Here is a 13,377-nt window from a genome sequence, read left to right as displayed (position 1 = left end):
ATGAGTCAAGCAACGCAACAGGACGCCGCAACTGGCGTCATCGAAAGCGTCAGTGGGCCGGTCGTCACCGCCCGCGATCTCGACGCCCGGATGAACGACGTCGTCTACGTCGGCGACGAAGGGCTGATGGGCGAGGTTATCGAGATCGAGGGCAACATCACGACGATTCAGGTCTACGAGGAGACCTCGGGCGTTGGCCCGGGCGAACCCGTCGAAAACACGGGCGAGCCGCTGTCGGTCGACCTCGGCCCCGGTATGCTGGATGCCATTTATGATGGTACTCAGCGCCCACTCGACGTGCTGGAAGACAAGATGGATAGTGCCTTTCTCGACCGCGGTGTCGATGCCCCCGGTATCGACCTCGAGAAAGAATGGGAGTTCGAACCGACCGTCGAGGTCGGCGACGAAGTCTCCGCAGGCGACGTGATCGGCACCGTCGAGGAGACGGTCACGATCACCCACAAGGTCATGGTGCCGCCCGACTACGAGGGCGGCGAAGTCACCGCCATCGAGGCAGGCGAGTTCAACGTCGAAGAGACGGTCGCCGAACTCGACAGCGGCGAGGAAGTCTCCATGCACCAGGAGTGGCCCGTTCGAGAGGCGCGTCCGTCGGTCGAAAAACGGACGCCAACCAAACCGCTGGTCTCCGGTCAGCGTGTGCTCGACGGCCTGTTCCCGATCGCCAAAGGTGGGACGGCCGCCATTCCCGGCCCATTCGGATCCGGGAAAACGGTCACCCAGCACCAGCTCGCCAAGTGGGCCGACGCCGACATCGTCGTCTACGTCGGCTGTGGCGAGCGCGGCAACGAGATGACCGAGGTAATCGAGGACTTCCCCGAACTGGAAGACCCCAAAACGGGCAACCCGCTTATGGCCCGGACCTCGCTCATCGCCAACACATCGAATATGCCCGTCGCAGCCCGTGAATCCTGTATCTACACGGGGATCACCATCGCGGAGTACTACCGCGATATGGGGTACGACGTGGCGCTGATGGCCGACTCCACCTCGCGGTGGGCCGAGGCCATGCGGGAGATCTCCTCCCGCCTCGAAGAGATGCCCGGCGAGGAGGGCTACCCGGCCTATCTCGCGGCGCGTCTCAGCCAGTTCTACGAGCGAGCTGGCTACTTCGAGAACGTCAACGGCACGATGGGTTCGGTCTCTGTCATCGGGGCTGTCTCGCCACCCGGCGGGGACTTCTCCGAGCCGGTCACCCAGAACACCCTGCGTATCGTCAAGACGTTCTGGGCGCTCGATGCGGATCTCGCCGAACGGCGGCACTTCCCGTCGATCAACTGGAACGAGTCGTACTCGCTGTACCGCGATCAGCTGGATCCGTGGTTCGAAGAGAACGTCACCGAAGACTGGTCCGAGATTCGGCAGTGGGCCATCGACGTGCTCGACGAGGAAAGCGAGCTCCAGGAGATCGTGCAGCTCGTCGGCAAGGACGCCCTGCCCGAAGACCAGCAGCTGACCCTCGAAATCGCCCGCTACCTGCGTGAGGCCTACCTCCAGCAGAACGCCTTCCACCCGACGGATACGTTCTGCCCGCCGGAGAAGACCTACCTCATCCTGACGGCGATCAAGACGCTCAACGACGAGGCCTTCGACGCACTCGACGCCGGTGTGCCAGTTGAAGATCTCGTCTCCCTTGAGTCCGCCCCACAGATCAACCGGATCGGTGTCCAGGAGGACTACGAGGAGTACGTCGCCGATATCAAAGAAGACATTACTGAGGAACTGCGGGGGATGTACTAATGAAAGAGTACCAAACCATCAACGAGATCAGCGGTCCGCTCGTCTACGCCGAAGTCGACGAGCCGATCGGCTACGACGAGATCGTCGAGATCGAGACCGACGACGGCCGCACCCTGCGCGGTCAGGTCCTGGAGTCCAACGACGGCCTCGTCGCGATTCAGGTCTTCGAGGGAACCAGTGGGATCGACCGCAAAGCGTCGGTTCGCTTCCTCGGCGAGACCCTCAAAATGCCCGTTACCGAGGACCTGCTCGGTCGGGTGATGGACGGGACGGGCCAGCCCATCGACGGCGGCCCCGAGATCGTTCCCGAGTCCCGTGAGGACATCATCGGTGCGGCGATCAACCCCTACTCCCGGGAGTACCCCGAGGAGTTCATCCAGACGGGTGTCTCTGCCATCGACGGTATGAACACCCTCGTTCGGGGCCAGAAGCTCCCGATCTTCTCGGCATCCGGCCTACCCCACAACGATCTGGCGCTCCAGATCGCCCGGCAGGCGAGCGTGCCTGAAGACGAGGAAGGCGACGACGAAGACAGCAGCGAGTTCGCAGTGGTCTTCGGTGCGATGGGGATTACCCAGGAAGAGGCCAACGAGTTCATGGACGACTTCGAGCGCACCGGCGCGCTGGAGCGCTCGGTGGTCTTCGCCAACCTCGCGGACGACCCCGCCGTCGAGCGGACGGTCACGCCGCGACTCGCACTGACGACCGCCGAGTATCTCGCCTTCGAGAAGGATTACCACGTGCTGGTGATCCTCACGGACATGACCAACTACTGTGAGGCGCTCCGCGAGATCGGTGCCGCCCGTGAAGAGGTGCCGGGTCGACGTGGTTACCCGGGTTACATGTACACAGACCTGGCGACGCTCTACGAGCGTGCCGGTCGGATTCAGGGCCGTGAGGGCTCGGTGACGCAACTGCCGATCCTCACGATGCCCGGCGACGACGACACCCACCCGATCCCCGATCTGACGGGGTACATCACGGAGGGCCAGATCTACGTCGACCGTGACCTCAACAGTCAGGGCGTCCAGCCGCCGGTCAACGTCCTGCCCAGCCTCTCGCGGCTGATGGACGACGGCATTGGCGAGGGCCTCACCCGCGAGGACCACGGCGACGTGGCCAACCAGATGTACGCCGCCTACGCCGAGGGTGAGAACCTTCGGGACCTCGTGAACATTGTCGGTCGGGAAGCACTCAGCGAACGGGACAACAAGTATCTCGACTTCGCTGAAGACTTCGAGACCGAGTTCATCGATCAGGGCTTCGAGACGAACCGCTCGCTCGAAGACACTCTCGACATCGGCTGGGACCTCTTGAGCCAGCTGCCGAAGTCGGAACTCAACCGGATCGACGAGGAGTTCATCGACTCGTACTACGTCGAAGACGAGGGCGAAGCCGTCGAAGCGACCGCCGACTAAGCAGCCGACTGTCTTTCGGTTTTTCGCTTTTATTCGTCGACCGCTACCGATTCGAGAACCACCGGTTCGACTGGCCGATTACTCCCATCAGTCTCGACGCTGCCGATCTCACGAACGATGTCCATCCCCTCAGTGACCTCTCCGAACACCGAATGCACATCGTCGAGATGCGGGGTTTCAGTAAGTGTAATAAAGAACTGCGAGCCGTTTGTGTCCGGCCCCGAGTTGGCCATCGAGACCACGCCCGCGCTGTCATGGCGTAACTCCTCGTGGAACTCGTCGTCGAACTGGTAGCCCGGTCCACCGCGGCCGGTCCCTGTTGGATCTCCGGTCTGAATCATGAACCCCTCGATGACGCGGTGGAACGGCACGTCCTGATAGAAGGCCTCGCCGTCGACCCCCTCGCCTGTTTCGGGATCGGTCCACGCTTTCGCGCCCGTCGCCAGTCCGATGAAGTTCTCGACCGTCCGTGGGGCGCGGTCCCCGTAGAGGTCGATCACGACCTCGCCCATACTCGTCCGCAGCGTCGCCCTCGGCAGGCCGGAGTCGGTACTCTCGTCGGTCGAACCCTTGCCCAGACAGCCAGCGAGCGATCCACCCACGCCCGCGGCTGTCAGCGTCAGCACCCGTCGTCGGCTGTGAGTCATCGGTTTGCTGCTTCGGTAGCAACAGTATAACGATACTGATCCCGCCGTTAGCCCTCGACTATCACCTCGAACCGCTCGGGCCAGTGGTAGCGCCGCCCGCCCCAGACGAAGCTCCTGGACAACCCATACAACAACAGCGGGAACTGGGCGATGAGTCCTGGATACGTCAACAGGACGGTCCACCGAAAGACGCCGAAGTACGCATAGACCGCCGCCATCGCCGCGGTCGACAGCAGCGCCACCGGAACCGGAAACAGGAGACAACACGCGAAATAAAAGGTCGAAAGCGGCACCGTCACGACGGGATACGGCGAGAAGTACTGGACGATCTGCATGAACCGGGTGTTGCGTTCGAGGCTCTCGCTTACTGTGCCGCCGACCGCGACCCGCCGGACGCGCTTGACCGGCGTCACGTCGAGATACGCCCCCAACAGCCCGTCGTCGCTGACTGTCTGCCGGAGATCGCTTATAAAAGCCGCTTCGTCGAGATCGTCCCGCTCGAAGATCACCGCGCCGCCCCACGGTTTGTCGATCAGTGTCAACCCTGCCGTCGCGCCCATCATGTACATCGGTTCCAGGAGCTTTGATAACGGATCGCGGCCGACGAAATACGGCACCTCGGTTGTCGGCCCCTGTCGGTCGTAGTCCTCCTGGAGGTCCTCAAGCCACTCCGGCGGATGGTGGAAGTCGTCGTCGGTCCAGACCAGCCGCTCGTTGTCGGCGGCCGCCATCCCCGCGGCGATGGCGTTGGCCTTTCCGGAACAACCCTCCGGCTCACCGGCGACAACGAGCCGCACCTCCTCAGGTAACGAGTCGACCGTGCCTGCGATCGGATCGCTTTCGGTATCACAGACGACGAGCAGTTCGTCTTCGGCGGCGAGTTGGGTGGCGATCTCGTCGACGACGTCGGTCGGGCGCACCGTCGGCAGGATCACACTTGTCGGCGGCCACGTCATACGATTCCTTCGGTCGGATCGCTCCTAAGGATGCCGACACGCCGGTAGCAAGCCAGAGTGGCTTTGTAAGTGGGATTATAATAACCACCTATGACTACGCCACGAGTCGGGTTCGTGACCCAGACACACACTGGAGCGGTCACGCCGCTGGAGTCGATCCAGTGGGCCGCCGAGTTGGGCTACGATTTCATCGAACTCTATATGGACGGTGCCTCCGAGAGAACCGGCCTCGACCGGGAGGCGATCACCGCCGCCCTCGCCGAAAACGATATCGACTGCCTGGTGCATCTCCCCTTCGTCGACCTCGATTTGGGGACCCCCCGAAACAAGGTCCGCGAGGGCTCGATCAGGGAGCTGCGGGCCTGTCTGGATACGGCCGCTGCACTCGGGACCGAAAAGGCCGTCCTCCACGCCAGCACCCACGCCACCGAACCCGAGTGGAGCCAGCGGCGGACCAAACCCCGCATCCTCGCCTCAGTCCGGGAGCTCGAAGCCTACGCCACCGCCCACGGGATCGAACTCTGTGTGGAGAACCTCCCGGACGACGTGTTTTCGATCCGCACCATCGATGAGGTGCTGGCCGAAACCGACGCCTCGCTGACCGTCGACACCGGCCACGCGCGCGTCTCGGGGTATTCGGCGGCCGACACCGCCGCCTTCCTCGACGAGCACCGCGAGCGGGTCTCCCACGTCCACGTCAACGACGCCCGACAAGCCCGCGACGAACACGTCCCGGTCGGCTCAGGGACGACCGACTTCGAGACGATCTTTGGGGCACTCGATACTGACTGGGAAGGAACCTTCTCCGTTGAGGCATACACCTTTGATAAGGACTACATGCGTTTGAGTAAGCAGAAACTCGACGCATGTCTACCATTCTCCGTCGACTGAGCGCGCAGTTTCGCGGGTGGGTCGATTCCGTGTGGCAGCGATCCGAACAGTGGCGGTCGAACCTCGATCTGTTGTGGCAGTGGTTCGTCTATCTCGTCGTCGGCCAACTGGCTCGCTTTTGGAGCCGCGACCAGCGACTGTGGGTCTTTGGTGCACGTGGCGGCACGGCGTTCGCCGACAACGCCAAATATCTCTACCTCTGGGTCGCCGTCAACGACCCGTCGATCCGTCCCGTGTGGCTCTCTAAAAACGAAATTGTCGTTGAAACGCTCCAACAGCAGGGCTACGAGGCCTACCGTGCCCACTCGTTGCGCGGCCGCCTGCTCACGCTCCGGGCTGGCGTCGTGTTCGTCACACAGGGGCTTCGGGACGTTCATATGGGTAGCACCGCAGGCGCGCGGCTCGTCCAACTCTGGCACGGCCTGCCGCTGAAGACGATCGCCTGGGACGCCGAGTGGTCCGACCAGCCGTGGCCCGTTCGGCGCTGTCACGCGTCTATGGCCGATGAAATTGATCTCGTTACCGCCCCGTCGACCGAGGCCATCGAGCCACTGTCGTCGGGGCTCGGTATCGATCCCGACCGGTTTGTCGTGACGGGGTATCCACGCACCGACGTGTTTGCCAACGATATCGAGGGCGCAACGCTGACCGCCGACGCGTCGCTCCTCGACCGTATCGAATCACAGGCCACCGACAGCAAGCTCGTCTTTTATTTGCCGACCTACCGCGCGGCGGGTACGTCCTTCATCGAAGCCTTCGACACCGCCGCCGTCGGCGATCTGCTCGCAGCACGCGGGGCACACCTCTACATCAAGGCCCATCCCGACGAGCCGGTGACCGCCGCCGAGAGCCACTCCCACGTCCACTGGCTGCCCGCCTCGGTCGATCCCTACCTCGTGGTCCCCCATGCTGACGTGTTAGTCACCGACTACTCGTCGGTATTCTTCGACTACCTCGCGGTCGACAGGCCGATCGTCTTCTTTCCGTACGATCAGTCGACGTACACCGAGCGCCGCGGCTTCTACTTCGCCTACGAGTCGGTTACACCCGGCCCGATTGCGACCGACGCCGACGAACTCCAAGAGGCCCTAACAGAAGCCCTCGACGCCGCGACCGGTGGTGAGGACCCGTACGCGGCCGACCGCCGAGAGCTCCGAAGGCGGTTCTGTCCCGTCCCGCCCGGAACCGCATCACAGGCGGTCTACGATGCGGTTTCGAGGCTCGTGTTCGCCGACTCGGAGCCACCGACTCGCCTCGCTGATCCCCGACCAGCCGCGATGCAACCCACGGTCTCTGATACGTTCCGATAGAGAAATTTAAGTATACGTCACCGAAGGCTCCCCTAGTGACATCGGGGAACCCGCAGGGGACGCTTACGACCGCGCCCGAACAGCAGGCGGCAGCCCAACCGAACGGCATCGCACACCGCGGTTTCGCCGGGGTCTACCCGGAGAACACGGTGGCTGCAGTCGAAGCCGCGGTGGCCGACGGCCAGGTGTCGACTGTCGAGATCGACGTGATGCCGACCGCTGAGGGGGAGATCGTCGTCTTTCACGACGACGACCTCTCGCGACTGACCAACGCCCCGAAATCGGTTGCCGAAACGGACCTCTGGGAGCTGTCCTACGACACGATCGCGGGCTACAGCGTGCTCGGCACGGACCAGTCGGTGCCGCTGTTGAGCGACGTGCTGGCGGCAATCCCTCCCGAGTGTACGGTTAATATCGAATTAAAAAACCCGGGGAGCGCGGAGCTCCGGTTCGCCGAAACGCTCGACGAATCTACGCTTGCGGCGGCGACCGATCGCTGGCGGGAGTTCGTCGGCCGGGTGCTCGATATCGCAACCGACGGCGCTCACGACCTGTTGGTTTCGTCGTTTTATGAGGGCGCACTGGCGTCGACCCGGGAGCTTGCACCATCGGTGCCGATCGCCTCGGTGTTCTACGATTCGGTCGACACCGGACTGGAACTCAGCCGCCGGTACGACGTCGAGGCGATACACCCACCGTGGAACATGGTGACCGGCTCGGCGCTGTCGATCGACGGCCCGGTTTCGGGCTCGTTCGACGACGTCGATCTCGTTGCGCTGGCCCACGCGGAGGGCCGAGCGGTCAACGCCTGGACGGTGACGACGTGGCAGCAGGCTGCCGCCCTCGGACGGGCGGGCGTCGACGGGATTATCGCCGACTATCCAGGAGTCTGTCCTCCTCACGAGCGATCCGACCCGAACGCTTCGCCGTAGGGCCCGCCGCTACGAATTCCGCCGCTTCCCGTACGCGCGCGATGACTGCCTTCGGTTGGATCACCCTCCGAGAGTGCTCATTCGGCAGCTGGTCGGGATTCCGGCTACCGTGTGGTCACCAAACAGGCGTAGCCTGCCGTATTCGGTATATATAGGATCGGCGTCTCTACGGAGACGCTCCCGTCTTTGCCGAGTAGCTGCGGCTTACTTGTCCGGTCGTCCGTGAATTCGGCCCCGCACTTTTGGGTCCATCCCCTATCCACCCGGTGGTGAACTCATGAACGCAGTTATCTTGGCGGCCGGAACCGGCTCACGGCTCCGGCCACTGACGATCGACCAGCCGAAAGCCTGTGTGACAGTCGACTCGATCCCCATCGGCGAGCACCAGCTTCGCGCCTACGACGCGGCGGGCTTCGAGACCGTCTACGTGGTGACTGGCTATATGGCCGATCGGATCGAAGCGCTCTGTGATCGTCTGTCGTCGGAGCTGTCGGTCGACATCGAGGTGCTCCACAACGAGGCCTTCGCCAACACGGACAATATGTACTCGCTGTACTGCGCCCGAAAGCAGGTCGCTGGCGAGCCGTTCGTCCTCAGCAACGGCGACGTCGTCTTCGAGCCCGAGGTCATAGAGCGGCTGGCCGCAATCGACGACCACAGTGGGATCGCCGTCGACGCCGAGCAGTACGATCCCGAGGCGATGAAGATCACCGTCGACGAGGGGGGCGCAGTCGACGGGATCTCCAAGGACTTCTCGCCTGAGGAGGCCGCCGCGACCTCGATCGACTGCTACCGGTTTTCGGCCGTAACCTCGGCCAAACTGTTCGACCGGATCGTCCGTCGGATCGAGATCGACGAGGAGTACACCGCTTGGACCGAACTCGCTCTCGACGAACTGTTGCAGACGGGCTCCCACGACGTGCAACCGGTCGACATCGAGGGGGCCGAGTGGGTCGAGATCGACGAGCAGGCCGATCTGTTGGCCGCCGACCGCACCTTCTCGTCGCTGGGCGACCTCCGCTCGAAGGATGCGGTCTTCTTCGATCTCGACGGCACGATCTATCTCGACGAGACGCCCATCGACGGCGCTGTCGACGTCGTCGACCAACTCAGGGCCGCAGGCGTCGACGTGTATTTCCTCTCGAACAACTCCTCTCGGTGGAAACCGACCTACGCCGACCGGCTCGCCTCGCTCGGGATCGACGCCGACCCCGACGAGATCATCCTCTCAACTGACGGCGTGATCGACTACCTCCGGACCAACGGGATCGAGGCGAGCTACGTCGTCGGTACTGAGGCGATGCGCGGGGCGATCTCGGAGGCCGGAATCGAGCCAGCGGCGACCGATCCCGAAACCGTGGTTGTCGGCTTCGACCGCGAACTCACCTATGAGAAAGTCGCCGCGGCCACACTTGCGATCCGCGAGGGCGCGGAGTTCCTCGTCGCCCACGGCGACAGGGTCTGTCCGACCGAGGCGGGGTTGGTCCCCGACTGTGGGTCGATCGCCGCGCTGGTCGAGACGGCCACCGGCCGCGAGCCGAGTCACGTCTTCGGCAAACCATCGGTTGGGATGGTCGACCACGTTTTGGAGCGTGAGGGGTATGATCCCTCGGAGGTCGTCATCGTCGGCGATCGGCTGTCGACGGATATCGAACTCGCCGAGCGGCTGGGCTGTGGATCGGTGTCGGTGTTGTCGGGCGAGACCACCCGCCGGGATATCGAGACCGCCGACCAACAGCCCTCGCTGGTCGTCGATTCTGTCGGTGAACTGTTTGCTGGAGATCCCGTCGAGACCGCCTCGGTCGCCGAGTCGACCGAGCTGTAGCCCGTTTTTGGGCTGCTCCGTCCCGCCCCAGTGAGTGGCTGACTAGTCAGGTAAGTCCTATTTGCCGATTCTCACCGTACTGTCATGTGGTATGGCAACACCAGGTAGTGAGTCGATATGGCTGTGGATCGGCACCATCGGGATGACACTCGGGATGTTGGGCTTTATCGCCCGTGGCTGGGGTGTCTCCGATGAGGAACAACAGCGGTTCTACGTCCTCACTATCTTCATCCCCGCGACAGCAGCGGTCGCCTACTTCTCGATGGCGACCGGGTTCGGGCTCGCCGAGATCGAAGTCGCCGGACAGGTGTTGGACATCTACTGGGCACGCTACGCCGACTGGCTGATCACGACGCCGCTGCTGTTGATCGATCTCGCCTTGCTCGCACAGGCGAGTCGGAACACGATCTACACGCTCGTCGGCCTCGACGTGCTGATGATCGTGACGGGGCTGATCGGTGCGCTGGCGGCCACCCCCGCGATCCGGATCGTCTGGTGGGGAATCAGTACGGCACTCCTGTTGTTCCTGCTGTACTTCCTCGTCCAGTCGCTCAACGAGGCCGCCAGCAGACAGACCGAGTCGGTACGGAGCCTGACGACCACGCTCCGCAATATGCTGATCGTGCTGTGGCTGGCCTACCCCGTCGTCTGGATCCTCGGCACCGAGGGGACGATCGGGCTCATCCCGCTGTACGTCGAGACGGCGGCGTTCATGGTGCTCGACCTCACCGCCAAGGTCGGCTTCGGCTTCGTGTTGCTCCGAAGCCACAGTGTCCTCGACGAGGTCGCCCACACCGAATCCGCGCCGAGCGCTGCCGTCGACTGATCGACGCGGCCGACCCGCCGACTTTTTTAAGCGGTCCCGGTTCGTGACTGTCGTCGGCGCGACGGAAACTGAAAACCATTAACCCCCTTGCCCGACAAGGGGCCGATAAGCGATGGCCGAGGACGTCAAACCAACCCGGAAGAACCTGATGGCGATCGAGGACCGCATCGAGCTCTCCGAGCGGGGCCACGACACGCTCGAACAGAAGCGCGACGGGCTGATCATGGAGTTCATGGACATCCTGGATCAGGCCCAGGACGTACGCGAAGACCTCAATGCCAACTACGAGACCGCCCAGCGGAAACTCGACATGGCGCGAGCGATGGAGGGCGACGTGGCCGTTCGTGGCGCAGCCGCGGCACTTCAGACACACCCCGAGATCACAACCCAGTCGAAAAACATCATGGGGGTTGTCGTCCCGCAGATCGAATCCTCGAAAGTCCGCAAATCCCTCGACGAGCGGGGGTACGGACTGCTCGGCTCGTCGGCCCGGATCGACGAGGCCGCCGACGCCTACGAGGAGCTGCTCGAGACGATCATCCTCGCCGCCGAGGTCGAGACGGCGATGAAGAAGATGCTCACGGAGATCGAGACCACCAAACGGCGTGTCAACGCCCTGGAGTTCAAACTCCTGCCCGATCTCTACGACAACCAGGAGTACATCGAGCAGAAGCTCGAAGAACAGGAACGCGAGGAGATCTTCCGCATGAAGAAGATCAAAGCGAAAAAAGAAGAGGAGGAGGCCGCCGAACGCGAGGCCGCGGCCGAAGCCGAGGCCGAAACCGAGACGGAAGTCGCCGTTACCAGCGACTAACGCCGTCCCGACCGCAACGGTCGGTGGTTCGTCGACCCCGCCAGACACTCCTCAGCGTCGTCGGCTATCCATGCTGTTTTGCGGCTCTCTCACCTTCTCACTGTATGCCCAGTCAGTGTCCACGCTGTGAGGGACCGCGGTTTACCGTAGAGGTGCCTGCCGAACTGACCACATATACCGATGGGTCCGCTCTCGACTGTTGCCCGCGGTGTCTCTCAGTCGCTCCCGTCGACTCCGCCATCATCGACCCGGAGCCATCGTTCGAGACCGTCATCCGGCGGTTTCCGACCGGTACCGAGGGAGTCGCGCTGTTCCTGTTGCTCGACAAGCTCGACTCGCTGGCGCTCAATCGGAGCGAAATCGAGTCGCTCGTCGACCGACTCGAATCGAACGGTGTCGACCTGTTTTTGACCCTCGATCGACTCTTGGACGCTCCCGATATCCAGCCCTCTTACGACTTGGCCCGGCGTCGTGATCAGCTCGAAGCACTGTTGGACTGACCAGTTCGTCTCGCTGCTTATCGAATATATAAAATGGGGGGCCGGAAGTGGGGGAACGAGGCCGGGACGGGCACGGAACGCGACGGGAGTGTGGTGCTGGTAGCGACGGATGCTGCCTCGACAGCGTCCCGCCGCTACAGAGCTTCATTTGATTATTTACTAGTTAGTTATACTTCAACTACTGCCGAGTAAAAGCCGACTAACAGCCCGCTTAGACGCCGGTCGAGTAGCGCAGGATTCCGGCAACGCCGCCGAAGGCATCGAGCAACTGTTCGCCCTTCTCGAAGTCCGTCGAGATGAATTTCACCTCGGTGCCGCGCTGTTCGGCGATATTTATGAGGTGGTCGATCACGTCCTCGCGCTCGACCACTTCGGCCTCCGAGCCATCCGCACACTCATGGTCCGGGGTGTCGTGGCGGCGGTCGACGACCTCGTACTCCTCGGTGCCCTCGCAGTCGTAGACGACCACGTCGCTGCGGAGGTCCTCCGAAATCAGGAGTCGGTCAACCGACCCCATCACGAGGTTCTTCCGGGTGGGCTCGAAGCCGTAGGTCGACTCGTTGCCGACGTGGAGCTTCTCGAAGAACTCCTCCATCTGCTTTTTGTCCTTGACGACTTCCTGGTCCGACAGCACCTCGCTGGCAGAATCCACGAGGTCGTTGAGACCCGACTCGTCGGTGTAGGCCACGTCGAACTTGCCGAGCACCATGTCCTGGAGCTCGTGGTGGAGGTAGTCGCCGTCGATGAACTCGTCTTTGGTTGGCGAGGGACCGCCGACGAGAATGCCGTCGAGATCGTGGCGTTTCGCCACCATCAGATCGTTGGCCATCTCGGCGACCTCCTGGTAGAAGTTGTCGATGGCCTCCAGTCGGAGCCGGGCGAATCGCTGGGCGGACTGCCCACCCTTACGCTGTTTGCCGGGAACGAGCGACGAGGCGGATTTGACGGCTTCGACGCGTTTGCCTTTGAGCCAGCCGACGTTGGCCTCCCGTCGGTCGAGGACGATCAGGCCGAACAGGCCCTTGTCGAGCAGCATGTTTTCCAGCGGCTCGGTGAGGAAGTCCGAATCGCAGTGGTAGCGGAACGACTGGATCGGCTCGGAAGGCGATTCCAGGACACGCGTAACCATCTCAGTCTGGCCGCCACCGCTGTCAACCGCCCCCGAGAAGATGACAATGCCGTTTTCCGGCGGGTAGGTGTCGTAGTAGCGGAGGCGGTCCTTGATCGAGGTGAGGGCGTCCTGGACGTTGGTCCGGGTCTGTTTGGATTTGATGTTGGCGGCCTCGGAGTGCTCCTGGATAACGTGTGAGACGACAGAGGAGATCTGCTTGTCGTCTGGAATGTAGATCGTGACGAGCTGCGTGCCCGAGCCCTCGTACTCCTGGAGCTCTTCGATGACCTTTCGGAACTCGTATTTCCGGCGGTCCTCGCTGGGTTGCTCGTCGGCGTCCGTACTCATTATCCCTATTTCGCCCCGGAGCCGGTAAGTATGCTTTGACT

Annotated in this window: 12 protein-coding genes; 9 read left to right on the top strand and 3 right to left on the bottom strand. The window is 62.9% G+C overall.

What is annotated here, in order from left to right:
- Together NO877_RS16415 and NO877_RS16410 are read left to right on the top strand one after the other, a co-directional pair.
- Window positions 1-1,758 (top strand): ATP synthase subunit A, encoded by a 1,758-nt coding sequence (locus NO877_RS16415; protein WP_256397436.1) that lies wholly within the window; start codon window positions 1-3, stop codon window positions 1,756-1,758.
- Window positions 1,758-3,176: an ATP synthase subunit B gene (locus NO877_RS16410; protein ID WP_256397435.1), complete on the top strand. Its 1,419-nt coding sequence runs from the start codon at window positions 1,758-1,760 to the stop codon at window positions 3,174-3,176. Before NO877_RS16415 ends, NO877_RS16410 begins: the two co-directional genes overlap by 1 nt.
- 29 nt (window positions 3,177-3,205) lie before the next feature.
- Here NO877_RS16410 and NO877_RS16405 read toward each other — a convergent pair whose 3' ends face one another.
- The gene (locus NO877_RS16405; RefSeq protein WP_256397434.1) at window positions 3,206-3,823 is read right to left on the bottom strand and encodes a peptidylprolyl isomerase; all 618 of its coding nucleotides are present in this window, start codon (window positions 3,821-3,823) and stop codon (window positions 3,206-3,208) included.
- A gap of 47 nt (window positions 3,824-3,870) precedes the next feature.
- Window positions 3,871-4,779, bottom strand: coding sequence for a glycosyltransferase family 2 protein (locus NO877_RS16400; protein WP_256397433.1), 909 nt, complete (start codon window positions 4,777-4,779; stop codon window positions 3,871-3,873).
- 90 nt (window positions 4,780-4,869) lie between these two features.
- Here NO877_RS16400 and NO877_RS16395 point away from each other — a divergent pair, with 90 nt between their 5' ends.
- The 7 genes from NO877_RS16395 (at window position 4,870) to NO877_RS16365 (ending at window position 11,877) form a co-directional block, all read left to right on the top strand.
- On the top strand, window positions 4,870-5,670 hold the full coding sequence (locus tag NO877_RS16395) for a sugar phosphate isomerase/epimerase family protein (protein WP_256397432.1): 801 nt from the start codon (window positions 4,870-4,872) through the stop codon (window positions 5,668-5,670).
- Window positions 5,646-6,980 carry a CDP-glycerol glycerophosphotransferase family protein gene (locus NO877_RS16390; RefSeq protein WP_256397431.1) on the top strand — a complete coding sequence of 445 codons (1,335 nt, stop codon included), beginning with the start codon at window positions 5,646-5,648 and terminating at the stop codon, window positions 6,978-6,980. Before NO877_RS16395 ends, NO877_RS16390 begins: the two co-directional genes overlap by 25 nt.
- Before the next feature lie 35 nt (window positions 6,981-7,015).
- Window positions 7,016-7,912 carry a glycerophosphodiester phosphodiesterase gene (locus NO877_RS16385; protein WP_256397430.1) on the top strand — a complete coding sequence of 299 codons (897 nt, stop codon included), beginning with the start codon at window positions 7,016-7,018 and terminating at the stop codon, window positions 7,910-7,912.
- A gap of 277 nt (window positions 7,913-8,189) precedes the next feature.
- A complete protein-coding gene (locus tag NO877_RS16380) occupies window positions 8,190-9,737 on the top strand; it encodes an HAD-IIA family hydrolase (RefSeq protein WP_256397429.1) in 1,548 nt (515 codons plus the stop codon).
- A 91-nt stretch (window positions 9,738-9,828) separates the two neighbouring features.
- Complete coding sequence (locus tag NO877_RS16375; protein WP_256397428.1) at window positions 9,829-10,563, top strand: bacteriorhodopsin; 735 nt, start codon at window positions 9,829-9,831, stop codon at window positions 10,561-10,563.
- Between the two features lie 112 nt (window positions 10,564-10,675).
- Window positions 10,676-11,377, top strand: coding sequence for a V-type ATP synthase subunit D (locus NO877_RS16370; RefSeq protein ID WP_256397427.1), 702 nt, complete (start codon window positions 10,676-10,678; stop codon window positions 11,375-11,377).
- 104 nt (window positions 11,378-11,481) lie between these two features.
- Window positions 11,482-11,877 (top strand): DUF6276 family protein, encoded by a 396-nt coding sequence (locus NO877_RS16365; protein ID WP_256397426.1) that lies wholly within the window; start codon window positions 11,482-11,484, stop codon window positions 11,875-11,877.
- A 211-nt stretch (window positions 11,878-12,088) separates the two neighbouring features.
- Here the strand turns inward: NO877_RS16365 and prf1 are convergent, their stop codons facing one another.
- Window positions 12,089-13,336, bottom strand: a complete 1,248-nt coding sequence (prf1, locus tag NO877_RS16360; RefSeq protein ID WP_256397425.1) for a peptide chain release factor aRF-1 — start codon at window positions 13,334-13,336, stop codon at window positions 12,089-12,091.
- Between the last annotated feature and the right edge of the window lie 41 nt (window positions 13,337-13,377).

The sequence above is a fragment of the Halohasta litorea genome, from assembly GCF_024494645.1.
Classification (GTDB): domain Archaea; phylum Halobacteriota; class Halobacteria; order Halobacteriales; family Haloferacaceae; genus Halohasta; species Halohasta litorea.
Note: the sequence above shows the minus strand (reverse complement) of the source record. Positions and strands in the feature narration are given on the sequence as shown.